The organism is Kribbella swartbergensis (genome assembly GCF_054784135.1).
In genome coordinates, this window is the sequence record NZ_BAAGPM010000014.1 from 805,203 (window position 1) to 827,948 (window position 22,746).

The 22,746-nt window shown below is 69.4% G+C and carries 20 protein-coding genes; 9 read left to right on the forward strand and 11 right to left on the reverse strand.

From position 1 onward, the window contains the following. Nucleotides 1-19: 19 nt before the first annotated feature. The 5 genes from ACYVOK_RS10765 to ACYVOK_RS10785 form a co-directional block, all read right to left on the reverse strand. Nucleotides 20-1,234, reverse strand: a complete 1,215-nt coding sequence (locus ACYVOK_RS10765) for a polysaccharide lyase family 7 protein (protein WP_460662156.1) — start codon at nucleotides 1,232-1,234, stop codon at nucleotides 20-22. A gap of 152 nt (nucleotides 1,235-1,386) precedes the next feature. Beyond that, the gene (arc, locus tag ACYVOK_RS10770; protein WP_460662157.1) at nucleotides 1,387-3,132 is read right to left on the reverse strand and encodes a proteasome ATPase; all 1,746 of its coding nucleotides are present in this window, start codon (nucleotides 3,130-3,132) and stop codon (nucleotides 1,387-1,389) included. Between the two features lie 87 nt (nucleotides 3,133-3,219). After that, on the reverse strand, nucleotides 3,220-4,158 hold the full coding sequence (locus ACYVOK_RS10775) for a tRNA (adenine-N1)-methyltransferase (RefSeq protein ID WP_460662158.1): 939 nt from the start codon (nucleotides 4,156-4,158) through the stop codon (nucleotides 3,220-3,222). Between the two features lie 51 nt (nucleotides 4,159-4,209). Next, nucleotides 4,210-5,364, reverse strand: a complete 1,155-nt coding sequence (locus ACYVOK_RS10780; RefSeq protein ID WP_460662159.1) for a site-2 protease family protein — start codon at nucleotides 5,362-5,364, stop codon at nucleotides 4,210-4,212. A 48-nt stretch (nucleotides 5,365-5,412) separates the two neighbouring features. Further along, the gene (locus tag ACYVOK_RS10785; RefSeq protein ID WP_460662160.1) at nucleotides 5,413-6,273 is read right to left on the reverse strand and encodes an intradiol ring-cleavage dioxygenase; all 861 of its coding nucleotides are present in this window, start codon (nucleotides 6,271-6,273) and stop codon (nucleotides 5,413-5,415) included. 124 nt (nucleotides 6,274-6,397) lie between these two features. Here ACYVOK_RS10785 and ACYVOK_RS10790 point away from each other — a divergent pair, with 124 nt between their 5' ends. The 5 genes from ACYVOK_RS10790 to glpK (ACYVOK_RS10810) are packed head-to-tail and all read left to right on the forward strand — an operon-like array spanning nucleotide 6,398 to nucleotide 12,950. Next, entirely contained in the window at nucleotides 6,398-7,285 is an 888-nt protein-coding gene (locus tag ACYVOK_RS10790; RefSeq protein WP_460662161.1) for a RecB family exonuclease, read from the forward strand. Nucleotides 7,286-7,340: 55 nt separating this feature from the next. Further along, the gene (locus ACYVOK_RS10795; protein WP_460662162.1) at nucleotides 7,341-8,084 is read left to right on the forward strand and encodes an ABC transporter ATP-binding protein; all 744 of its coding nucleotides are present in this window, start codon (nucleotides 7,341-7,343) and stop codon (nucleotides 8,082-8,084) included. Then, complete coding sequence (locus ACYVOK_RS10800; protein ID WP_460662163.1) at nucleotides 8,084-10,603, forward strand: ABC transporter permease; 2,520 nt, start codon at nucleotides 8,084-8,086, stop codon at nucleotides 10,601-10,603. Before ACYVOK_RS10795 ends, ACYVOK_RS10800 begins: the two co-directional genes overlap by 1 nt. A 58-nt stretch (nucleotides 10,604-10,661) precedes the next feature. Next, a complete protein-coding gene (locus ACYVOK_RS10805) occupies nucleotides 10,662-11,420 on the forward strand; it encodes an IclR family transcriptional regulator (protein ID WP_460662164.1) in 759 nt (252 codons plus the stop codon). Nucleotides 11,421-11,441: 21 nt separating this feature from the next. Beyond that, a complete protein-coding gene (gene glpK, locus ACYVOK_RS10810) occupies nucleotides 11,442-12,950 on the forward strand; it encodes a glycerol kinase GlpK (protein ID WP_460662165.1) in 1,509 nt (502 codons plus the stop codon). A 3-nt stretch (nucleotides 12,951-12,953) separates the two neighbouring features. Here glpK (ACYVOK_RS10810) and ACYVOK_RS10815 read toward each other — a convergent pair whose 3' ends face one another. Then, nucleotides 12,954-13,406 carry a nuclear transport factor 2 family protein gene (locus ACYVOK_RS10815; protein WP_460662166.1) on the reverse strand — a complete coding sequence of 151 codons (453 nt, stop codon included), beginning with the start codon at nucleotides 13,404-13,406 and terminating at the stop codon, nucleotides 12,954-12,956. Nucleotides 13,407-13,459: 53 nt separating this feature from the next. Between ACYVOK_RS10815 and ACYVOK_RS10820 the strand changes: the two genes are divergently transcribed. Continuing rightward, complete coding sequence (locus tag ACYVOK_RS10820) at nucleotides 13,460-13,963, forward strand: winged helix-turn-helix transcriptional regulator (protein ID WP_460662167.1); 504 nt, start codon at nucleotides 13,460-13,462, stop codon at nucleotides 13,961-13,963. Here ACYVOK_RS10820 and ACYVOK_RS10825 read toward each other — a convergent pair. The 4 genes from ACYVOK_RS10825 to ACYVOK_RS10840 form a co-directional block, all read right to left on the reverse strand. After that, nucleotides 13,881-14,585 carry a hypothetical protein gene (locus ACYVOK_RS10825; protein WP_460662168.1) on the reverse strand — a complete coding sequence of 235 codons (705 nt, stop codon included), beginning with the start codon at nucleotides 14,583-14,585 and terminating at the stop codon, nucleotides 13,881-13,883. The two genes, ACYVOK_RS10820 and ACYVOK_RS10825, sit on opposite strands and share 83 nt — an antisense overlap. Nucleotides 14,586-14,654: 69 nt before the next feature. Continuing rightward, the gene (locus tag ACYVOK_RS10830) at nucleotides 14,655-16,367 is read right to left on the reverse strand and encodes a glycerol-3-phosphate dehydrogenase/oxidase (protein WP_460662169.1); all 1,713 of its coding nucleotides are present in this window, start codon (nucleotides 16,365-16,367) and stop codon (nucleotides 14,655-14,657) included. Nucleotides 16,368-16,415: 48 nt separating this feature from the next. Continuing rightward, nucleotides 16,416-17,933 (reverse strand): glycerol kinase GlpK, encoded by a 1,518-nt coding sequence (gene glpK, locus ACYVOK_RS10835; protein WP_460662170.1) that lies wholly within the window; start codon nucleotides 17,931-17,933, stop codon nucleotides 16,416-16,418. 33 nt (nucleotides 17,934-17,966) lie between these two features. Further along, the gene (locus ACYVOK_RS10840; protein WP_460662171.1) at nucleotides 17,967-18,806 is read right to left on the reverse strand and encodes an MIP/aquaporin family protein; all 840 of its coding nucleotides are present in this window, start codon (nucleotides 18,804-18,806) and stop codon (nucleotides 17,967-17,969) included. A 255-nt stretch (nucleotides 18,807-19,061) separates the two neighbouring features. Here ACYVOK_RS10840 and ACYVOK_RS10845 point away from each other — a divergent pair, with 255 nt between their 5' ends. The 3 genes from ACYVOK_RS10845 (at nucleotide 19,062) to ACYVOK_RS10855 (ending at nucleotide 21,771) form a co-directional block, all read left to right on the forward strand. Beyond that, nucleotides 19,062-20,345 (forward strand): alpha/beta hydrolase, encoded by a 1,284-nt coding sequence (locus ACYVOK_RS10845; RefSeq protein ID WP_460662172.1) that lies wholly within the window; start codon nucleotides 19,062-19,064, stop codon nucleotides 20,343-20,345. Next, nucleotides 20,342-21,157: an SGNH/GDSL hydrolase family protein gene (locus tag ACYVOK_RS10850; RefSeq protein WP_460662173.1), complete on the forward strand. Its 816-nt coding sequence runs from the start codon at nucleotides 20,342-20,344 to the stop codon at nucleotides 21,155-21,157. Before ACYVOK_RS10845 ends, ACYVOK_RS10850 begins: the two co-directional genes overlap by 4 nt. Before the next feature lie 218 nt (nucleotides 21,158-21,375). Then, nucleotides 21,376-21,771 carry a sigma-70 family RNA polymerase sigma factor gene (locus tag ACYVOK_RS10855; protein ID WP_460662174.1) on the forward strand — a complete coding sequence of 132 codons (396 nt, stop codon included), beginning with the start codon at nucleotides 21,376-21,378 and terminating at the stop codon, nucleotides 21,769-21,771. Here the strand turns inward: ACYVOK_RS10855 and ACYVOK_RS10860 are convergent. Then, nucleotides 21,764-22,746, reverse strand: a 983-nt coding sequence (locus tag ACYVOK_RS10860; RefSeq protein WP_460662175.1) for an ABC transporter ATP-binding protein, incomplete at its 5' end; no start/stop codon positions are given. The genes ACYVOK_RS10855 and ACYVOK_RS10860 overlap by 8 nt on opposite strands.

Sequence of the window (22,746 nt, forward strand, 5' to 3'; positions counted from 1 at the left end):
GAAACCCCGGTCCCACCCTTCAGCTGTGCTGGACCTTCAGGTCGAAGATGTGGACCTCGCCGTAGTTCGACGCGCTGCACGGCGAGGACTTCTCGCAGTTCGCCTGCGTGTAGGCCCCGGCCTTGAAGTAGGCGCCCGACAAGGACTTCTTCAGCGTCGTCTGCAGTACGCCGTTGTAGTACGCCTTCACCTGGCCGCCGGACACCACGAACTTCGCCTCGAACGGCGTCCCGAGCACGTAGTTGCCGGTGACGAGCTTGTGGTGCGGGTTGTCCCCGTCGGTGACGTAGAGCTTGGTGCCCTCGAGCCGGAACACCGTCACGTCGTCGTCCCCGCCGTGGATCTGCGCGCCGACCACGTGCGGCTTGCCGGCCGGGAGCTTGACGAAGGCTTCCTTCACGGTCAGCGTGTGCGTGCCCGAGGTGGACGACCAGGCCGCGTTCTTCGTCCCGTTCGCGGTCATCTCCCTGAGTTCGGCCCGCGGGTAGCTCGACCCGCTCGTCGTCACTCCGTTGACCGGCGCCCGGAACTGGACGGCGTTGCCGTTCACCGTGAAGTAGGGATCGACCGTGTACGACGCCAGCTGCGGCTGCTTGATCTCGGTCGGCTTCTCGTCTCCGCCGGTCGGCAGGGTGACCTTCCAGTTCGTCAGGTCCAGCACCTTGGCCGGCACGTCGCCGCGGGGCGGGCTGGTCGGCGGAGTCGGCGGATGGGTGGGGCCGCCCTCGCCCCATACCTGGACTTCGGTAAGGCTGTTCCAGGCCCCGTGCTCGTCGTCGTCGACCAGGGTGTGCCCATGCCCGACGTACCGGACCTTGGAGGCGCTCACGGCGGCGAAGGAGAAGGTTTGGAGTCCGGTGGTGGTACCGCTGCTCTCGCCGTCGTACACGGTCTTCCAGCGGCCGCCGGTCAGCACCCGCAACTCGAAGTCGTTCCGGCGCTCGTCACCCTTGTAGACGGCCAGCTTGACCGCCGACACCGTCCTCGTCGTGCCCAGGTCCAGCTCGAGCCAGGCGCCGTCGCCCTTCCCGGACCACCGCGTCGCGAGGTCGTCGTCGATCACGTTGGCCGGCACGTTGTCGTCGCTCGTGCTCGCCCGCACCGCGCCGGCCGTCGGCGTGAGCTCGCCGGTGGCCGCCTCGGTGGCCGACAGCCGGCCGGACCACACCACCCCGCCGGCCGCGGTCATGGCCACCATCGCGGCGGCGGCCAGGACGATCACAGGTTTCCTCATCGTCAATCTCCTCAGCTCGGACGCCGGCCTGTTCGCCGGCCGCCTCATCGTCGCGAGCTGCCGCGCCCCGCCGGGCCCGGTTGCACCTTCCTGCCACCAACAGCGACTGCCCCCGGACAGTGGATGTCCGGGGGCAGTCGTGGTACGGCGGGTTACAGGTACTGACCCGTGTTGGTGGCCGTGTCGATGGAGCGGCCCGGCTCGGTGCCCTGCTTGCCGGACACCAGGGTCCGGATGTAGACGATCCGCTCGCCCTTCTTGCCGGAGATGCGGGCCCAGTCGTCGGGGTTCGTGGTGTTCGGGAGGTCCTCGTTCTCCTTGAACTCGTCCACGCACGCCTGCAGCAGGTGCTGCACGCGCAGACCCTTCTGGTTCTCGTCCAGGTAGGCCTTGATCGCCATCTTCTTGGCCCGGTCGACGATGTTCTGGATCATCGCGCCCGAGTTGAAGTCCTTGAAGTACAGGACCTCCTTGTCGCCGTTGGCGTAGGTGACCTCGAGGAACCGGTTCTCGTCGGCCTCGGTGTACATCCGCTCGACCACGCGCTGGATCATCGCGTTGACGCACTCGGCCGGGTCGCCGCCGAACTCGCTCAGGTCGTCGGCGTGCAGCGGCAGGGTGGGGGTCAGGTACTTCGAGAAGATGTCCCGGGCCGCCTCGGCGTCCGGCCGCTCGATCTTGATCTTCACGTCCAGCCGGCCCGGCCGCAGGATCGCCGGGTCGATCATGTCCTCACGGTTCGAGGCACCGATGACGAGTACGTTCTCCAGGCCCTCGACGCCGTCGATCTCGCTCAGCAACTGCGGGACGATGGTGTTCTCCACGTCGGAGGACACCCCGGAACCGCGGGTGCGGAACAGTGAGTCCATCTCGTCGAAGAACACGATCACCGGCATGCCCTCGGAGGCCTTCTCCCGGGCCCGCTGGAAGACCAGCCGGATGTGCCGCTCGGTCTCGCCGACGTACTTGTTCAGCAGCTCCGGACCCTTGATGTTGAGGAAGAACGACTTCTGCCCCTCCACCCCGGTCCGCTCGGCCACCTTCTTGGCCAGCGAGTTGGCCACCGCCTTCGCGATCAGCGTCTTGCCACAGCCCGGCGGGCCGTACAGCAGGACGCCCTTCGGCGGCTTGAGCTCGTGCTCGAGGAACAGGTCCTTGTGCAGGTACGGCAGCTCGACGGCGTCCCGGATCTGCTCGATCTGGCCGGACAGGCCGCCGATCTGGGTGTAGTCGATGTCCGGCACCTCTTCGAGGATCAGCTCCTCGACCTCGGACTTCGGGATCTTCTCGTAGACATATCCGGACCGTGGCTCCAGCAGCAGCGAGTCACCGGCCCGCAGGGGTACGTCGAGCAGCGGCGACGCCAGCCGCACCACCCGCTCCTCGTCCGCCTGCGCGATCACCAGCGCCCGCTCGCCGTCGGCCAGCAGTTCCTTCAGCATCACCACGTCGCCGACGACCTCGAACTCGCAGGCCTCGACCACGTTCAGCGCCTCGTTCAGCATCAGTTCCTGGCCGAGCTTCAGCGCGTCCAGGTCGACCGACGGGCTCGCCGCGACGCGGAGCTTGCGGCCCCCGGTGAACACGTCCAGCGTGTCGTCGTCGTTGCGGCCGAGGAAGGTGCCGAAACCGGACGGCGGTTGCGCCAGCCGGTCGACCTCCTCCTTCAGGGCGATGATCTTCTCTCGCGCCTCCCGCAGCGTCTCGGCCAGCCGCTCGTTCTGAGCGGTGACACTCGCCAGGGAAGCTTGGGTTTCGGACAGTCTGCTCTCGAGCGACCGGCTGTCCGCCGGGTGCTCCAACAGCCGACGCCGCAGCGCTGCGACCTCGGCTTCCAGGTACCGGACCTGGTTGCGCAGCTCTGCCGCGGTAGGACTCTCGTCTCCAGCCACGATCATCACCTCACCATGTGGGGCTCGACCCTATGGACCTTACCCAGAAAACCTCCCTGGGCAAGCTGAATCCCATCACGTGTCGGTTGCGGATCAGTCCGTTGCTCTCGGCATGTCTTGCGGTGTCTCCGCGCGCCGGGGCCCGGCGTAGTCGTCGCCGTAGGCTCCCGGGGCCGGACGGCGCTTCTTCCGGGGAGCCTGGACCCCGTGAGCCATCCTCCTGGAGGTCACCAGGAACGCGGTGTGGCCCTGCATCCGGTGCCCCGGCCGGACGGCCAGGCCCTCGACGTGCCAGTCCCGCACCAGCGACTCCCAGGCCCGTGGCTCAGTGAACTCGCCATGTGCCCTCAGCGTCTCCACAACACGGCTCAGCTGGGTCGTGGTGGCGACGTACGCGCAGAACACCCCACCCGGCGACAGAGCCTCCGCGACGGCGTCCACGCACTCCCAGGGCGCCAGCATGTCCAGTACGACGCGGTCCACGTCCCGCTCGTTCAGCTTCTCGACCAGGTCGCCGACCTCGAGCCGCCAGGCCGGGTGCTCGCCGCCGAAGAACCCGGTCACGTTCTTCCGCGCGACCTCCGCGAAGTCCTCCCGTCGTTCGAACGAGATGACCTGGCCGTGGATTCCGACGGCGCGCAACAGGGCGGTCGTCAGCGCACCGGACCCGGCACCGGCCTCGACCACCTTCGCGCCCGGGAAGATGTCGGCCATGGTGACGATCTGAGCGGTGTCCTTCGGGTAGATCACGGCGGCGCCGCGTGGCATGGAAACCGAGTAGTCGGCCATCAGGGGCCGCAGGGCGAGGTACTCCACACCGCCCTTGGACTTGATCACCACCGCGTCCGGCCCGCCGATCAGGTCGTCGTGCGCGATCCCGCCCTTGGTGGTGTGGAAGATCTTCCCGCTCTCCAGCAGCACCGAGTGCCGGCGGCCCTTGGAGTCCTGCAGGGTGATCCACTCCCCCGCTTGCAACGGCCCGTGGTGGACACCGGAGAACGCCTGGTCAGGGAAGTCACGCAACTCAGCCATAAGGCGCTCACCCTAACTTTCCGTCACCTGTTCGGCGTAACCCAGGTTCCTTCAGCGGGTGCGGAAGGCCTGTTCGATGTCGGCGGTGGCGAGGACGCCGTACACCGAGCCGGTGGCGTCGAGGACCAGGTACTCCGAGGCGGGGTTCTCGCGGAGCGTCTTGAGGATCTCCTCACCGGTGTCGTTGACACCGATGATGTGGCCCGCGCTGATCCGGGTGGCGACCTCGCTGACGTTGGTCCACGGGCGCTGGTTCGGCGCCACCTTGGCGACCGCGGACTCCGACACCAGCGCGTGCGGCCGGCCCTCGCCGTCGATCACCACGACCGCCCCGGCCTGCGCCTCGCCGGCCAGCCGGACGGCCTCGGAGATCGGCGTGTTCGAGTGGACGGCGATCGCACGCCGGGCCAGCGTACGGACCTGCAGCGCGGGCAGCTTGCGCTTGAGCCGGGCCTGCATCAACGAGGCGGTCGACCCCATCCAGAGGAAGAACCCGACCGCCAGCGCGATCAGGAAGTCGATCATCGTCGGCTGCCGGCCCCAGATCTCCTCCAGCAGGATCGGCGCCGCGAGCACGGTGATCGCCAGCAGCCGGCCCGCCCAGGCGGCCACGATGGTGCCGGTGTGCATGTTGCCGGTGAGCTTCCAGACCGCCGCCCGGAGCACCCAGCCGCCGTCCAGCGGAAGGCCCGGCAGCAGGTTGGTGACCCCGACGATCAGGTTGGCCACACCCAGTTCCCACAGGGCGACGTACGCGACGCCCTCGTCGAGCCCGCGCGAGCCGAAGTAGGCCAGACCGCCGACCACCAGCGAGGCGATCGGGCCGACCACCGAGACGGCGAATTCCTCGAGTGGTGACTTCCGCTCGCCCTCGATGTGCGTGCCGGCCGCGAAGAAGCCCAGGTTGATCTCCGACACCCCGATGCCGAACCGCATCGCCATCAGCGCGTGCGCCAGTTCGTGCACCAGGATCGACACCGTGAACGCGACCACGAACGCGAACGCGGCCAGGTAGCGCCAGCTGCCCAGGGAGGGGAACTGCTGCCCGATGATCGCGGCGAACCCGATCGCCAGCAGCATCGCCACCGGCAGCCAGGTGAAGCGCATGGTCAGCCGGATCCCGCGGACACGGCCGAGGACCCAGGTACCGGGCGGCGGCGGGCCGGCCGGCTGGGCGGGGCTCTGAGGATCACGCGGTTCTGGCATCGACCCAACGCTACTTGCCCGCTGGTAACTCCGTGCTACCTACCCGGCTCACACGCCGACATTCAGCTTCGCGACGTACCCGCTGCCGCTGTCACCGGTGACGGTGGCGAGCTGGTGGACGCCGCCGTCCTCGCCGAACACGTTGTCGTCCTCCAGCGAGGTCCGCTCCATGTTCCGTGCGCTGCCGTCGTACCCGTCGGTGGCGTAGACGGCGTCGCAGACGTCCTTCGGGAAGGCGAGCTGCGAGGTGGCGCTGATCCTCCCTGCGGCGGTGGCCTCGGACAGGCTCGAGTACACCTCGAAGTGGATGTGCGGCCAGCGGCCCGGGTACGCGGCCGGGAAGATCGAGGTGAAGGTGACCTTGCCGCTCGCGTCGGCGGCCTGGACGCCACGCAGATAGTTCTCGTCGGTGGCGCCGTCGGAGTAGAGCGAGTAGCGGCCCTCGGCGTCGCAGTGCCACAGGTAGACGGCCGCGCCGGGCAGCGGCGTGTCCTTGGCGGCGTCCAGGATGGTGAGTTCGACGGTCAGCGGTACGCCGGTCGCGACACCCGAGGCGGAGCCGAAGGACCTGGTGATGTCCCTGCGGACGATGCCGGACTCGGTCAGCACGTTCGGGCCGTTCGAGCCGTCACCGGGGTACGGTCCGGCGGTCTCCGCCGGGATCTCGTCGACATCGGTCGTGCCGGTCGTCGCACTCGCGGACGGACTGCTGGAGGTCGCGGTGGCCGACGGGCTCGTGGAGGTGGGACCGGCGGTGGGCGAATCGGCCGCCTCGTCCGCCGAGCAGCCGGCGACGGCGGCGAGGCCGGCGCCGGCGAACAGGCCGAGGAAGCGGCGGCGGCGCAGCGTGCGCAGGTCGTACTCCAGGCCCAGGTCGTGTTCACGGGGTGGCTTCGGTGGTGGCGTCATGGGACCAGCGTGGCAACTCGAGCCGATGGTTTTCCGAAAGTCCGTCGGGAGTTCCCTGGGAGGTTTTCCACAGGCTCGGGGTGTGGGCACCCCAAGTGTCGGTGGGCTCGCCTAGTGTTCTGGCATGAGCGTCGCACTCCAAGCCGATCCGCACGGGCATCCGCGCGGGGCGCTGTCACCGTCGCGAGCCGCGGACTTCATGAGCTGCCCGCTCAAGTACCGGTTCCGCGTGATCGACCGGCTGCCCGAGAAGCCGTCGACCGCGGCGGTCCGGGGCACCGTCGTGCACGGCGTGCTGGAGCGGTTGTTCGACCTGCCGCGCGGGCAGCGGACGCTGGAGCGGGCGGCGGAGATGCTGGAGCCGCAGTGGCAGCAGGTGCTGGCCGCCGAGCCCGAGGTGGCCGAGCTGTTCGCCGAGGACGCGACCGGCGAGGAGCTGGCCGGCTGGCTGGCCGAGGCGCACCAGTTGCTCGGCAAGTACTTCACGTTGGAGGACCCGAACGCTCTGGAGCCCGCCGAGCGGGAGCTGTACGTCGAGACCGAGCTCGACTCCGGCCTGGTACTGCGGGGCTACGTCGACCGGCTCGATGTCGCACCGACCGGCGAGATCCGGGTGGTCGACTACAAGACGGGTCGTTCGCCGTCGGAGTTCTTCGAGGCCAAGGCGCTGTTCCAGATGAAGTTCTACGCGCTGGTGCTCTGGCGGCTGCGCGGCGTCGTCCCGGCGATGCTGCAACTGGTCTACCTCGGCAACGGCGAGATCGTCCGCTATGTCCCGGACGAGGCGGATCTGCGCGCTTGTGAACGCAAGGTGTCGGCGCTGTGGATGGCGATCACCCGGGCGCTCGAGTCCGGCGACTGGCGCCCGAGCCCGGGCCCGCTCTGTGAGTGGTGCGACCACAAGGCGCTCTGCCCGGCCTGGGGTGGCACACCCCCGCCACTGCCCAACCGTTCGGTCGAGGAGGTCGCCGCCGAGTCGGCCGGCGTGGACCTCGTCGGCGTCGACGGCTGACGCCACCATCGGGGTTGTGCGGCCGGAGGAACCCCGGGTGGATAGCGTTCGTCGCATGAGCGTGGCGGTGCGGGCGGTTGGATTGTGGAAGCGGTACGGCAGCGGCCAGACGCAGGTGGACGCGCTGGCCGACGTGAGTGCCGAGTTCGGTCAGGGCCGCTTCACCGCGATCATGGGCCCGTCGGGCTCCGGGAAGTCAACGCTGCTGCACTGTCTGGCCGGGTTGGACAAGCCGACCGACGGGCAGGTCTTCATCGGCGACCTGGACATCACCCGGCTGCCCGAGAAGCACCTGACCCATCTGCGCCGTGACCGGATCGGGTTCGTGTTCCAGACGTTCAACCTGGTCCCGACCCTCACCGCCCTGGAGAACATCACGCTCCCCCTCGACCTGGCCGGCCGCAAACCCGATCAGGAGTGGCTCGACACCGTCATCGACACGACCGGCCTGAGGGATCGCCTCGGCCACAAGCCGTCCGAACTGTCCGGCGGGCAGCAGCAGCGCGTCGCCTGCGCCCGTGCGCTGGCCTCCGGGCCCGATGTCGTGTTCGCCGACGAGCCCACCGGCAACCTCGACTCCCGGTCGTCGGCCGACGTACTCGCGTTCCTGCACCGGTCCGTTCGCGACTTCGGCCAGTCCGTCGTCATGGTGACGCATGACCCGGCCGCGGCGTCGTACGCCGACCGCGTGCTCTTCCTCGCCGACGGCAGGCTCCGGTCCGAGCTGCTCGACCCGACCGCCGAGTCCGTGCTGGACACGATGAAACGGCTCGACGCGACTGCGGCAACGGCCGGCTGATGTTCAAGCTCGGCCTCCGGTCGGTTGTGGCCCACCGGCTGCGGTTCGTCCTGTGCACGGTCGCGGTCGTGCTCGGCATCGCGTTCGTCGGCGGCGCGATGGTCTTCACCGACACCCTGTCGGCGGCGCTGAAGAGGAACTTCTCCGGCAGTACGGCGGACATCACCGTGACCCCGGTCGACCCGGTCGGCGTCCGATCCGGCCGGCCGGCGACCTTCACCTCCGACACGGTCGAGCGGATCGCGGCCGTCCCAGGGGTGGCCGGCGTCAACCCGGAGATCCTGGTCAGCGACGTCCAGATCCTCGGTCCGGACGGGAAACCCACCGAGACCTACGGGCTGCCGACGTACGGCGGCGCCTGGCCGAGGGACGCCCGGACGGCGCCGTTCCGGCTCCTCGACGGGAGACCGCCGTGGGGTGAGTCCCAGCTCGCGCTGGACCAGTCGACCGCGACGCGCGAAGGGTACGTCGTCGGCGACCAGGTCCGCGTCGTCACCGCGACGGAGGCCGTGACCGCCGAGCTGACCGCGATCACCACCCCGACCATCGCCGGCCCGGCGGCGGGCGCTCCCCTGGTGACGTTCGATCCGGGGACCGCTCAGCGACTCCTCCTCGGTCAACCGGGCTGGACCTCGGTCGGCGTGGCCGTGACCGCCGGATCCGACCCGGAAACCGTCAGCCGGGCGATCGCCCGGACCATCGGCGACACCGTCAAGATCCGCACCGCCGCGCAAGTGGCGGCCGATGGGGAGAACGCGCTCGACACCGCGTTCGGCGGGTACAGCACGGTGCTGATGCTGTTCGCCGGGCTCGCGCTCTTCGTCGGCGCGTTCCTGATCGTCAACACGTTCGCGATGCTGGTCGCTCAGCGTTCCCGGGAGCTCGCCATGCTCCGCGCGATCGGCGCGTCCCGCGGCCAGGTCACCGCCACGGTTCTCGTCGAGGCGCTGGTGATCGGTGCGCTGGGCTCGACCCTCGGCCTGCTCCTCGGGATCGGGGTCGCCGCGGGCCTCCGGTTCCTCTACCGGATGCTCGAGCTGTCCATCCCCGATTCGTCGCTGCAGATCAGCGCCGCCACCGTCGTCGCGTGCTACCTGATCGGGATCGGCGTCACGGTCGCCGCGGCGTACCCGGCGGCGCGGCGGGCGGGGAAGCTTCCGCCGATGGCCGCGTTGCGCGACGACGTCGCCCTGCCTGAGCGCTCGATGCTCGTCAGGCTGCTCATCGGCGGGTTCATGCTGCTGATGGCGGTCACGCTGTACCTGATCGCTCTGCAGACCCGAGGCCTGCCTGGGGCCGTCCTGCTGGCCTTCGCGGCCGCGATCACGTTGCTCGGCATCGTCATGACCAGTCCGCTCGTCAGCCGGTACGCCGTACGCGCTCTGCTGTGGCCGTTGGGCCACAAGGCCGCCGTCACGCTGGGCCGTCGCAACGCCGAGCGCAATCCACGCCGTACGTCGGCCACCGCGTCGGCGCTGATGATCTCGGTCGCCCTGATCAGCGGCCTGATCGTCATCGCCGCCTCGGCCAAGGCGTCCATCGAGAAGACCATCGCCGACGAGATCGGTACGTCGGAACTCGTCGTCAACTCCGACGACCCGGCGTCGTTCAGCCCAGCGGTGGCCGACCGGATCGCCAAGGTCCCCGGCGTCGAGTCGGTCCACCGGGTCCGGCAGCAGCAGGGCAAGGTCGGTGACACGAAGGTCCAGGTCAGCGGCGTCAGCGACGGCACCCTGAACGGCCCGATCACCGTGAAGTTGGAGTCCGGCTCCCTCGACGGACTCGGCTCCGGCCAAGCGCTTGTGCCCCGCACGCTGGCCACGTCCCTCGCGTTGCCGGTCGGCGGCACGTTCGACCTGACCACGACCACGGGCGAACACCGACTCACCGTCGGCGGCATCCTCGCCCCGAACCGGCAGCTCAACGCGGTCGTCCTCTCGCTCCCGGCGTACGACGCGATCAGCGGGGCACCGACCGATTCGGTGCTGTACGTGGACGTCGCGCGGGGCACCGACGCGACACAGGCCGGGCAGGCGATCCTCGGGGAATTGAAGGACTACCCGACGATCCAGGTCCGGGACCAGCAGGCGTACGTCGCCGATGCCCGCGGCCCGGTCAACGTCGCACTCGGCGTGATCGGCATGCTGCTGGCGCTGGCGATCCTGATCGCGATTCTCGGCATCGTGAACACGCTGGCGCTCGGGGTGGTTGAGCGCACCCGGGAGATCGGGTTGCTGCGCGCGATCGGGATGGACCGGCCGCAGCTGAGCCGGATGCTGCGGGTCGAGTCGATTGCGATCTCGCTGCTCGGTGCGTTGGCGGGACTGGTGATCGGTGTGCTGTTCGCCGCGTCGGTGCAGCGGGTCATGGTCGACAACGGTCTCGGTGTGCTGGACATCCCGGTGCTGCAGTTGCTGCTCGCCGTACTGCTTGCCGGTGCCGTCGGCGTACTGGCCGCGGTGTGGCCCGCACGCCGGGCCGCCCGCCTCGACGTCCTGCGAGCAATCGCCACGGAGTAAAGGCATTCGCCCGACGTGAGGTGAGGCAAACCTCCAGGTTCACAGGTAGCCTGCCACTGTGCCGGGCACTGTGCAGTCCATCGAGCGGGCTGCCGCTGTGCTGCGACTGCTCGCGGCCGCGCCCGACGGGCTCGGGGTCGCCGACGTCGGACACGCGCTCGGGCTGCCGAAGACGACCGTGCACGGGATCCTCCGGACCCTGCACCAGGTCGGGTTCGTCGAGCAGGACCACAGCGGCGCGCACTACCACCTGAGCGACGCCTTCGGCCGGCTCGGGGAGACCTACCTGGACCCGAACGAACTCCGCAGCCGCGCGATCAACTGGGCCGATTCGCTCGCCTCCCGCAGCGGCGAGGTGGTCCGCGTCGGCAGGCTGGTCGAGGGCAAGGTGGTGGTCGTCCACCACGTCTTCCGCCCCGACGACAGCGACCAGGACCTCGACGTCGGTACGACGCTCCCGCCGCACGCCTGCGCCCTCGGCAAGGCCGTGCTGGCGTTCGACACCAGCGGAGCCGCCCGCCCGTCCACGCTGGAGGCCTACACCACCAGGACGATCGTCGACCCGGCGCGCCTGGCCGAGGAACTGGCCGCGGTCCGGGCCAGGGGCTGGGCCGGTGAGTGCGAGGAGTACACGGTCGAGACGGCCAGTATCGCGGCGCCGATCCGGGGGCTCGGCGGACTCGTGGTCGGCGCGGTCGGGATGACCGGCCGGATCGAGCGCATCTGCGACAGCCGGCTGCGTCATCGCGCCGACCTGGTCGGCATGGTCCGGGCCACCGCCGAGGCCATCGGCCGCGACCTGCGGGAGGACAGGTGACGGTTCGCCGGGGGTGCAGTCATGGCTGAGCAGTACGTGGCGGCAGTGGACCAGGGGACGAACTCGTCGCGGTGCATTCTGTTCGACCGGCGCGGCCGGCTCGTCTCGGTCGCGCAGCGGGAGCACCGGCAACTGTTCCCGCGGCCGGGCTGGGTCGAGCACGACGCCGCGGAGATCTGGCGGAACGTGACCCGGGTGGTCCCGGCCGCGGTCCGGCAGATCGGCGCCGAACCGTCCCAGATCGTTGCCATCGGCATCACCAACCAGCGCGAGACCAGTCTGCTCTGGGACCGCCGGACCGGCCGTCCGATCGGGCACGCGGTGGTCTGGCAGGACACCCGGACCGATCGCCTGGTGACCGAACTGGCCGGCGACGAGGGCCCGGACCGGTTCGCCGATCTGTGCGGGCTGCCGCTGACGACGTACTTCTCCGCACCGAGGATCCGGTGGATGCTCGACCACACGCCTGGGCTGCGGCAGCGCGCCGAACGCGGCGAGGTGCTGTTCGGCACGATGGAGACCTGGCTGATCTGGAACTTCACCGGCGGCGTGAACGGCGGCCTGCACGTCACGGACGTGACCAACGCCAGCCGCACGATGCTGATGAACATCGAGACGCTGCAGTGGGACGAGACGCTGCTGCAGGCGTTCGACGTACCCCGGGGGATCCTGCCGGAGATCCGCCCCTCCTCCGGTGTGTTCGCGACCGCGACCGAGGTGTTGCCCGGGGTCCGGATCGGGGCGGCGCTCGGGGACCAGCAGGCTGCGCTGTTCGGCCAGACCTGCTTCAGCGCGGGTGAGGCGAAGTGCACCTACGGCACCGGCTCGTTCCTGCTGCTGCACACCGGCCAGGAGATCGTCCGGTCGAAGCACGGCATGCTCACCACGGTGGCCTATCAGATCGGCGACGAGCCGGCGTCGTACGCGCTGGAAGGCTCGATGGCGGTGACCGGGTCGCTGGTGCAGTGGTTCCGCGACGGGCTCGGGCTGATCCACACCGCGGCCGAGATCGAGACGCTCGCCCGGACGGTCGAGGACAACGGCGGCGCGTACATCGTGCCCGCCTTCTCCGGGCTGTTCGCGCCGCACTGGCGCAGCGAGGCCCGTGGCGTGATCGCGGGACTGACCGGTTACATCACCAAGGGCCATCTGGCCCGGGCGGTGCTGGAGGCGACGGCGTTCCAGACGCTCGAGGTGGTCGACGCGATGAACGCCGACTCCGGGATCGAACTGACCGCGCTGAAGGTCGACGGCGGGATGACGGCGAACAACCTGCTGATGCAGTTCCTCGCCGATCTGCTCGACGTCCGGGTGGTGCGGCCGATGGTGACCGAGACGGTCTCACTCGGCGCGGCGTACGCGGCCGGCCTGGCGGTCGGCTACTGGCCCGACCTGGAGGGGCTGCGCAGCAACTGGCACCGGGCCGGTCAATGGCTGCCGCACATGGACCCGGCCCGCCGCGCCGCCGAGTACGAGAACTGGAAGGCCGCGGTCCAGCGAACGTTCAACTGGATCCGCCCGGAGGACTGAGCCTCAATCCGTGATCGGTGCCGCGTGCGCTTCCGCGAAGCCGGCGGCGGCCAGCCGGTCGAGGGTCTTCTCCAGTACGGCGGTGTCCTCCAGCGTCCGCACCTCGGTGATCTTGCCCCACTTCATCCGCAGGAACTGGTGGACGACGTTCTGGTAGCGAGAACCGTCCGCCACACCGACGTCGACGGTCACCGCGGTCGCAACCCGGGTGTCCCACGGCCATCCGGCGACCAGTACGTCGTGCACGTCGAACCGCGTGTCGGGGAGCAGCCGGAAGCACCGCTGCCACCACCGCCGCAGCGCGTCGTGCGTGTGCCGCTCACCGGCCAGCGCATGATCGCCGTAGAACCGGTAGGTGAACGTCGGCGCCATCCCGGCGACCATCGCCTCCCAGTTGCCGGCGCTGATCTCCGCGAACGCCTTCCGCACCTGCTTCGCCACGAACCGGTGATACATGACCCCAGCCTAGGGAGAGTGAGTTCAATGACGCAACTGACTACGATGGTGACATGCGGAACACCAGCTTCGCCTCGATGCACTGCTCGCTCGCCCAGTCCCTGGAGATCATCGGCGACTGGTGGACTCCCCTCGTCCTGCGCGACCTGTACCTCGGTCTCGACCGGTTCGACCAGCTCGTCTCCGACCTCGGCATCTCGCGGAACCTGCTGACCGACCGGCTCGCCACCTTGATGGACGGCGGCCTCGTCACGCGTACGCCGTACCAGGAGAACCCGGTCCGGTACGCCTACCGGCTGACCGAGGCCGGCCGCGAACTCGTGCCGATCCTGCTCGCGCTCACCGCGTGGGGCGACCGGCACGCGACCCCGCCCGCGGGTCAGCCGATGCGATTCACCCACGACACGTGCGGAAAGGTGACCACGGCAACTGTCTGCTGCTCCGAGTGCGGCGAACCGCTCGACGCCGCCGAGGTCAGTCCGTCCCCCGGCCCAGGTGGTCGAACTGCCCCCGGGACGGCGCTGATCGCCACCGTCCTCGCAGCAACTGGACACTGACGACGATGACCCACACCCAGAACAGGGCGTACGGGATCAGCCAGATCGGCGTCGTCCAGAACGCGCGGCCGGCCAGGAAGCCGACAGCCGTGACGGCGGCCCACCAGCCGAGCCAGGACGGCAGCGATCGAGACGCCAGGATGATCCAGGCCGCGGCCGCCAGGAAGCTCGCCAGCCCGAGCCACGCGTTGGCGAAGCCCAGATTGCCCTGGTCGAAGGCGAGTCGGGCGAGTTGCGCGTCGACCCCGTCGTCCACGCGGAAGCCGGCCAGATCCCAGCCCGGGCTCAGCACCGGGACCACGACCACGATCCCCGAGGCCAGGGCGACCACGGAGCGCCAGGCCGGCTGACCCTCGGCGTCCCGCAGCACCACCGAGAAACCGGCGAAGAACCAGAGCAGCGCCAGGGCGGCGATCACGCCGAGGAAGGATCCGGCGGCGTACAGCGTGTCGTTGCGGGCCTCGAAGAAGCTCAGGATCTCCTCCGCCGGAGCGTCGAAGGCCGGCTCGGCACCGCCGACCTGCACCAGCGCCTGGCTGCCGGCCACCAGCACGAGACCGGCCAGACCGGCGATCCCGGTGGCAACCGACAGCGTCCGCGTGTTCGTTGCGTCCGGCCCCATTCCGCCCTCCCCTGGCTCACTTCGAGTAAGCCACGGGAGGGCGCGGTCGTCCAGAGGTCGGGCCCGGACCTAGGCCGGGGACACGATGTCGGGGGCGGCGAGGCGGACCTTGTCGGCGGACTCGTCGTCGGGCTGGTCCTGGGAGTCGCGCTCGGACTGGACCCGGCGCAGGTAGAACGACACCTCGCGCTCGATCGTCGCCTCGTCCCAGCCGAGCACCGGGGCCATCAGCCGCGCCGCCGCCTCGGCGGCACCGACCCCACGGTCCCAGGCCTCGATCGAGATCCGGGTCCGCCGGGCCAGCACGTCGTCGAGGTGGCGGGCGCCCTCGGCCTTGGCGGCGTACACGATCTCCGCCTGCAGGTAGTCCTGCGTGCCGGGCAGTTGCTCACCCAGCGACGGGTCCTCCTCGACGAGTTGCAGGACCTCCTCGATCATGGCGCCGTACCGGTTGAGCAGATGCTCGATCCGGGCCACGTGCAGGCCGGAGCGCCGGGCGATCAGGTGCCGCTGGTTCCACAGCGCGTGGTAGCCGTCGGCACCGACCAGCGGGATGTTCTTCGTGGTGCACTTCGGCACCCGCCCGTCGAGGGCGTTGGCGACCGCGTCGATCGCGTCCTTGGCCATCACCCGGTACGTCGTGTACTTGCCGCCGGCAACCACCACGAGCCCCGGCGCGGCGTGCGCGACGACGTGCTCGCGGGACAGCTTCGACGTGCTCTCCGACTCGCCGGCGAGCAGCGGGCGCAGGCCGGCGTACACACCCTCGACGTCCTCGCGGGTCAGCGGCGTGGTGAGGACCGCGTTCACGTGGTCGAGCAGGTACTCGATGTCCTTGCTGGTCGCCGCCGGGTGGGCCTTGTCCAGGTTCCAGTCGGTGTCGGTGGTGCCGATCAGCCAGTGCCGGCCCCACGGGATGATGAACAGCACGGACTTCTCGGTCCGCAGGATCATCCCGGTGCTGGACTGGATCCGGTCCTTCGGGACGACCAGGTGAATGCCCTTCGAGGCGCGGACGTGGTACTGCCCGCGCTCGCCGACCATCGCCTGGGTGTCGTCGGTCCACACCCCCGTCGCGTTGACGACCTGCTTGGCCCGGACCTCGAACTCGCGGCCGGTCTCCAGGTCCTTCGCCTGGACGCCGGTGACCCGCTCACCCTGCCGGAGGAAGCCGGTGACCTTCACCCGGTTCGCGACCAGGGCGCCGTACGACGCCGCCGTACGGGCCAGCTCCATGGTGTGCCGGGCGTCGTCGACCTGGGCGTCGTAGTACTGGATCGCGCCGACCAGGGCCGACTTCTTCAGGCTCGGCACCAGCCGCATCGCCCCACGCCGGGTCAGGTGGCGGTGAAGCGGCAGTCCGGCGCCGTGCCCGGAGCTGAAGGCCATCCCGTCGTACAGGGCGACACCGGCACCGGCGTAGAACCGCTCCCACCAGCGGTGCTGGAGCGGGTAGAGGAACGGCACCGGCTTCACCAGGTGCGGCGCCAGGCGTTGCAGGAGCAGGCCGCGCTCCTGCAACGCCTCGTGCACCAGTCGGAAGTCGAGCATCTCCAGGTAGCGAAGGCCACCGTGGACCAACTTGCTGGACCGGCTGGAGGTGCCGCTCGCGAAGTCGCGCGCCTCCAGCAGTCCGGTGGTCAGTCCGCGGGTCGCGGCGTCGAGGGCCGAGCCGGCGCCGACCACCCCGCCACCGATCACCAGGACGTCCAGTTCCCGTCCGTCGGCCATCGCGTCGATGGCCTCGGTCCTCGCTTGCGGCGACAGAGCCACTACGCGCACTGTGCTGTTCCTTCCGATTCCGTTGTGTTGCCTACCGAGCCGGCCTGGTCAGTCGACGTCGACCCAGTCGAGCGTGCGCTGGACGGCCTTCTGCCACCCGGCGTACCCCTTGGCCCGCTGCTCGTCGTCCCACTGCGGCTCCCACCGCTTGGCCTCGTTCCAGTTCTGCACCAGCTCGTCCTTGTTCTTCCAGAACCCGACCGCCAGACCGGCCGCATAGGCCGCCCCGAGCGCGGTGGTCTCCGCGACGACCGGCTTGCTCACCGACACGCCGAGGATGTCCGCCTGCAACTGCATGCAGAGCTCGTTCGCGGTGACACCGCCGTCCACCTTGAGTACCTCGAGCTTCACCCCGGAGTCCTTCTCCATCGCGTCCGCGACGTCCTTGCTCTGGTAGCAGATCGCTTCCAGTGTTGCTCGGGCCAGGTGAGCGTTGGTGTTGAACCGGGACAGCCCGACGATCGCGCCCCGGGCGTCGGACCGCCAGTACGGCGCGAACAGGCCGGAGAACGCGGGGACGAAGTACACCCCGCCGTTGTCCGCGACCTGCCGGGCCAGCGTCTCGGTCTCACTCGCACCGGAGATGATGCCGAGCTGGTCGCGCAGCCACTGCACCGCCGAGCCGGTCACCGCGATCGAGCCCTCGAGCGCGTAGACCGGCGCCTCGTCGCCGAACTTGTAGCACATCGTGCTGAGCAGGCCGGCCTTCGACCGGACCAGCTCGGTGCCGGTGTTCAGCAGCATGAAGTTGCCGGTGCCGTAGGTGTTCTTGGCCTCGCCCGGGTTGAAGCAGACCTGACCGACGGTCGCGGCCTGCTGGTCACCGAGGTCACCGGTGAGCGGCACCACACCGCCGAGCGGTCCGTTGGCCAGCGTCTCGCCGTACTTGCTCGGGTCCGACGACGGCCGGATCTCCGGCAGCATCTGCCGCGGGATACCGAAGAACGAGATCAGCTCGTCGTCCCAGTCGAGCGTCTCCAGGTTCATCAGCATGGTCCGGCTGGCGTTGGTCACGTCGGTGATGTGCACACCGCCGTCCACGCCGCCGGTGAGGTTCCACAGCAGCCAGGTGTCGGTGTTGCCGAAGACCGCGTCACCGGCCTCGGCCGCCTCCCTGACTCCGTCGACGTTCTCCAGGATCCACTGCACCTTGCCGGCCGAGAAGTACGTCGCCGGCGGCAGGCCGGCCTTCTGCCGGATCACGTCTCCCTTGCCCTCGCGTTCGAGGGCGGACGCGATCCGGTCGGTCCGGGTGTCCTGCCAGACGATCGCGTTGTAGTACGGCCGCCCGGTCCTGCGGTTCCAGACCACCGCGGTCTCGCGCTGGTTGGTGATCCCGAGCGCGGCCAGGTCACTGGCCTGCAGACCCTGCGCGTTCATCGCGGTCCGGATCACCGAGCTGGTCCGCTCCCAGATCTCCACCGGGTTGTGCTCGACCCAGCCGGCCTGCGGCAGGATCTGCTCGTGCTCCAGCTGGTGGATCCCCACCTCGTTGCCGGAGTGGTCGAAGATCATGAAGCGGGTGCTCGTGGTGCCCTGGTCGACGGCACCGACGAAGTCAGCCATGGAAAGTCCTCTCCTCACAAAGCGTGCTCAGGGTCATGCTGCCTTCTCCTCGGGGATCCGGCCCGGTTCCTCGTCCTCGTCGGCGATCGGCAGGTTGCGGCCGACCAGCAGGTCGTACAGGAACGCGCCGACCAGGGCCCCGATGATCGGTGCCACGATCGGCACCCAGAAATAGAGATCCCCGAACTGGTCCTTGAACGCCCCGCCGTACCCGGTGAAGAAGGAGGCCAGCCGGGGGCCGAAGTCACGGGCCGGGTTGATCGCGTACCCGGCGTTGGTGCCCCACGCCATCCCGATGCCGACCACCACGAGGCCGACGATGAACGGCGCCAGGTTGGCCGCCGGCGACGTGTTGCGCAGGTCGACGATCGCCAGGATCAGGAACATCAGGATCGCCGTACCGATGATCTGGTCCCGGAAGCCGTCCCACATCCCGACGCCGAGATCCAGGCTGCCGTTGCCCGGCAGGGTCGAGAACACGCCCTGGCTCTTGATCGTGAGCCCGGGGTCGAACTTGTTCAGTGCCTCGGTGTAGTTCCAGCGAACCACGAGCGCCGCCAGGAACGCCCCGAGGAACTGCGCCACCGAGTACGGCAGCACCTTCTTCCAGCTGAACCCGCGGAACGCCGCCAGCGCGATCGTCACGGCCGGGTTCAGGTGCGCGCCGGTCATCCGGCCCGCGGTGTAGATGCCCAGGGTCACGCCGATACCCCACGCCCAGGCGATGGAGTCGTGGTCCCCGAGTCCCTCTCCCCCGGCCACCACCTGCGCCACCACACCGCAGCCGAACAGGATCAGGATGAACGTGCCCGCGAGTTCGGCGGAGCACTCCCCCAGAAGGGTCTTCGCTTTGACCGCTTCGGTCGTAGCCATGCCTTAGCCTCCCTTCCACACCGTGACGACCACGGCTGGCTGGAATCTAAGAGCGATCGCGAGGCGGCACAACGCTCGTCGTTCGACATTGTCGAACGACTGGGATCGCCGGACGCTACGACACTCGGTGATCTCCCGGCCCACGAAGACGCCAGGTTCAGCCTGGCCCCCCGGCGAGACCTGAGTCGCCCGTGCCAACCAGTCGGTGGACGTCGGCGTCTGGGATTTGGGTCTATCGACTTCTGGAGGTATCGGGTGAACGTGTCGCTGCTCGGGGGTTGGTTTCCGGTAGTGCTGGACGTCGTCGCCGCCACGGCGCTGTTGGTGGCGGTGGGGTGGCGGGACCGGCCGTGGCGGTCGCGGTCGGTGCCACTGATCGCGGTTGGGGCCGCGCTGGGCACGCTGATCGCGGCGTACTCCGGGGCCCGCTGGGTCGGGCTCACTGATCCGCTGCCGTTCAGGGTGTGGGTGTGGTTCGGGGTCGGCCTGGCCGCGCTGATCGTGCTAGCCGTCGGGTGGCGGACCGCGCGGTGGTGGCGGCGTGGAACGGCGGTCGTCGCGATCGGGCTCGCGGCGCTGGTGTGCGCCAACCAGATCAACCAGTTCGTCGGCTACTACCCGACCATCGACTCAGCGGTGAACGACTGGACCGACACGCCCCTTCCTGGCCAGCTGTCCATGTCGGGGCTGGCCCACGACGCCGGCACCGGGAAGCTGCCGCCGGCCGGACGGCTGGTCGCGGTGAACATCCCACCGGCGTACAGCGCGTTCCGGCACCGGCAGGAGCTGGTCTACCTGCCGCCGATCTGGTTCCGGAGCCCGCATCGGCCGGCACTGCCGGTCGTGGAGATGATCGGCGGCGAGCGCGGCGCTCCGGGTGACTGGGTGCGCCTCGGCAACGCCGTACAGGTGTCCGACGCGTACGCACGCCGTCACCACGGATACGCACCCATCCTGGTCTTCACCGACCCGATCGCGAAGTTCGACAACGACACCGAATGCGTGAACGGCCCGCGCGGCAACTCCGCCGACCACCTCGACGAGGACATCCCGCACTTCATCGAGAACACGTTCGGCGCGTCCCGGGATCCACGGCAGTGGGCGGTCGCGGGCTTCTCGATGGGCGGCACGTGCGCTCTCGACCTGGTCGTCGAGCACCCTGCGACCTTCACCCACTTCATCGACATCTCCGGTGACCTGTTCCCGAACAGCGGCGACGGGGCCCAGACCCTGCGCGACCTGTACGGCGGCAACGTGGCCGCCGAGAAGGCGAACGAACCGCTCCTGGTGATGCGCGCCCACGGGCCGTACCCCGACGTCAACGGCCTCTTCCTCACCAGTACGTCGGAGATCCGCCACCAGCACGAGGCCGAGGAACTGTCCCAGGCGGCGGCCAAGGTGGGGATCTGGTCCCGGGTCGAGATCTCGCCCGGCTCCCACGTTTGGCAGTTCGCGGGACCCGCCTTCGCCACCGCCTATCCATGGCTCGCGAACGAGCTCACCGTCCACCCCGAAGCGAGGTCTTCCAAACCGGCGTGATCTCCAGACTGCGACGGTTCACCACCGCGCTGCTCCTCATCGCACTCGTTGCCCTGGCGGGTGGCGGTGCGGAGGCCGGCAGCAGCGCGGTGCCCGCAGCCCTGCAGACCACTGGGCAACTCCACGTCGTCGCCCTCGGAGACTCCGTCAGCTCCGGCACAAACTGCGGCTGCGTCGCCTTCCCCAGCGTGTACGGCGATCTCCTGCATGACCGGACCGGGGCCGCCGTATCAGTCACCAATCTGGGCCTCGGCGGCCAGGACTCGACCGACCTCCTCAACCAGCTCGACCGGCCGGACTCCCGCACCGAACGCGCGACCGGCACAGCCGACGTCGTACTGATCACGATCGGCGCCAACGACTTCGGCGACCACCACGCCAACGTCACCAGCGGCCAGTGCCCCACCGACTGCGTCGCCGAGGAGCTCGCGCGACTCACCAGCAACATTCAGCGCATCCTCACGCGCGTCCACACCCTGCGCGGCAGACTACCGATCACCATCCTGGTCACCGGCTACTGGAACGTCTTCGAGGACGGCGAGGTCGCGCGCCGTGCCTTCCCCGCGACCGGACGCGCCGCGACCGACCGGCTGACCCTGCGGGTCAACTCAGTCATCGCGGCCGCGGCCCGGACCGGCGACGCGACGTACGTCGACATCTACACGCCCTTTGAAGACAGCCCGGCCGACGTCACCACCCTCCTGGCCTCCGACGGTGACCACCCCAACGCGGCCGGCCATACCCTGATCGCGCGGCTGCTCTACGACGCAACACCCAACCTTTTGGCGGCGTCCTCCCATCAGGGTGGGTAGATCGACCCAACCGGCCGACCGAGGGGATCCGATGGCCGACTCCGCCGAGCTCGCGGAATTCGCGACCAGCAGGCATGGCGCCCCGTACCGCTACGCCTACCTGCTGGCCGGCGAGCGCGGCCTGGCGGAGGACCTCGTCCAGGAGGCGTTGGTCAAGACGTACACCGGGCGGCGGCGCGTGCGTGACCCCTGCCAACGCGGAGGCCTACACACGCCGCGTGATCACCAACACCGCGATCGGCTGGTGGCGGCGTACGTCTTGGTGGGCCGAACGACCCAACGACGACGTACCCGATCGGGCCGTGGACACGGATGACGCGACCGTGCGGATCTGGTTGTGGCACGAGCTCCAGAGACTGCCGCCGCGACAACGGGCGGCGCTCGTACTGCGGTACTACGAAGACCTGACCGAGGTCCAGACGGCCGAGGTTCTCGGCTGCTCCGTCGGCACGGTGAAGAGTCAGGTCTCCGATGCGCTGAAGAAGTTGCGCTCGCGTCTGGGTGCCGACGCCGTAGCGCCCGCCTTCTCCAGCTTCACGTTCAGCGCGACACCGCCGCGCACGACGCCCTTCGCCGTTCCGGCCGGCAGCCCGATTTACGACCTGTTCAGCTGACCGGGTCTTGCCTGGTGGCTGCTGGGTCCTCCTTGGCGGCGGCCTGCGCAGTGGCCTCCTGGTCCGGGGAGGCGTTCTCCGGGAAGTGGCAGGCGCTGCGGTGGCCCGGGGCCAGCTCGACCAGCGGGGGTTCGATGGTTTTGCAGATGTCTTGGGCTTTCCAGCAGCGGGTGTGGAAGCGGCAGGCCGGAGGCGGGTTGATGGGGCTGGGGACGTCGCCTTGGAGGCGGATGCGTTCCTGCTTGGCCTTGCGCTTGGTGTCCGGGACCGGGACGGCCGAGAGCAGCGCGACCGTGTAGGGGTGCATCGGCTTCTCGTACAGGTCCACCCGGTCGGCCAGTTCGACGATCTTGCCGAGGTACATGACCGCGACCCGGTCGGAGACGTGCCGTACGACGGACAGGTCGTGAGCGATCATCACGTAGGTCAGGTCGAACTCTTCCTGCAGGTCCTCGAGCAGGTTGACGACCTGGGCCTGGATCGACACGTCCAGCGCCGACACCGGCTCGTCGGCCACGATCAGCTTCGGCCGGAGAGCGAGGGTGCGGGCGATGCCGATGCGCTGACGCTGGCCGCCGGAGAACTCGTGCGGGTAGCGGTTGTAGTGCTCCGGGCTCAGGCCGACGAGCTCGAGCAGCTCCTGCACGGCCCGCTTCACCCCGTGCTCGGTCTTCACATTCTGCAGCCGGTACGGCGCGCCGACGATCTTGCCGACGGTGTGCCGCGGGTTCAGCGAGCCGTACGGGTCCTGGAAGATCATCTGCACGTCGCGGCGCAGCGGGCGCATCTTGCCTTCGCTCAGGTGACTGATGTCCCTGCCCTCGAAGACGATCCGGCCGGACGTCGGCTCGAGCAGCCGGGTCAGCAGCCGGCCGGTGGTCGTCTTCCCACAGCCGGACTCGCCTACCAGCGACAACGTCTCGCCGCGGGTCACGTTGAAGGTCAGACCGTCGACCGCCTGGACGGCGCCGGTCT

What these genes read in the sequence shown, in the direction of transcription:
- ACYVOK_RS10765 (WP_460662156.1), bottom strand. Translation starts at nt 1,234, where the DNA reads ATGAGGAAACCTGTGATCGTCCTGGCCGCCGCCGCGATGGTGGCCATG.
- arc (WP_460662157.1), bottom strand. Translation starts at nt 3,132, where the DNA reads ATGATCGTGGCTGGAGACGAGAGTCCTACCGCGGCAGAGCTGCGCAAC.
- ACYVOK_RS10775 (WP_460662158.1), bottom strand. Translation starts at nt 4,158, where the DNA reads ATGGCTGAGTTGCGTGACTTCCCTGACCAGGCGTTCTCCGGTGTCCAC.
- ACYVOK_RS10780 (WP_460662159.1), bottom strand. Translation starts at nt 5,364, where the DNA reads ATGCCAGAACCGCGTGATCCTCAGAGCCCCGCCCAGCCGGCCGGCCCG.
- ACYVOK_RS10785 (WP_460662160.1), bottom strand. Translation starts at nt 6,273, where the DNA reads ATGACGCCACCACCGAAGCCACCCCGTGAACACGACCTGGGCCTGGAG.
- ACYVOK_RS10790 (WP_460662161.1), top strand. Translation starts at nt 6,398, where the DNA reads ATGAGCGTCGCACTCCAAGCCGATCCGCACGGGCATCCGCGCGGGGCG.
- ACYVOK_RS10795 (WP_460662162.1), top strand. Translation starts at nt 7,341, where the DNA reads ATGAGCGTGGCGGTGCGGGCGGTTGGATTGTGGAAGCGGTACGGCAGC.
- ACYVOK_RS10800 (WP_460662163.1), top strand. Translation starts at nt 8,084, where the DNA reads ATGTTCAAGCTCGGCCTCCGGTCGGTTGTGGCCCACCGGCTGCGGTTC.
- glpK (WP_460662165.1), top strand. Translation starts at nt 11,442, where the DNA reads ATGGCTGAGCAGTACGTGGCGGCAGTGGACCAGGGGACGAACTCGTCG.
- ACYVOK_RS10815 (WP_460662166.1), bottom strand. Translation starts at nt 13,406, where the DNA reads ATGTATCACCGGTTCGTGGCGAAGCAGGTGCGGAAGGCGTTCGCGGAG.
- ACYVOK_RS10820 (WP_460662167.1), top strand. Translation starts at nt 13,460, where the DNA reads ATGCGGAACACCAGCTTCGCCTCGATGCACTGCTCGCTCGCCCAGTCC.
- ACYVOK_RS10825 (WP_460662168.1), bottom strand. Translation starts at nt 14,585, where the DNA reads ATGGGGCCGGACGCAACGAACACGCGGACGCTGTCGGTTGCCACCGGG.
- glpK (WP_460662170.1), bottom strand. Translation starts at nt 17,933, where the DNA reads ATGGCTGACTTCGTCGGTGCCGTCGACCAGGGCACCACGAGCACCCGC.
- ACYVOK_RS10840 (WP_460662171.1), bottom strand. Translation starts at nt 18,806, where the DNA reads ATGGCTACGACCGAAGCGGTCAAAGCGAAGACCCTTCTGGGGGAGTGC.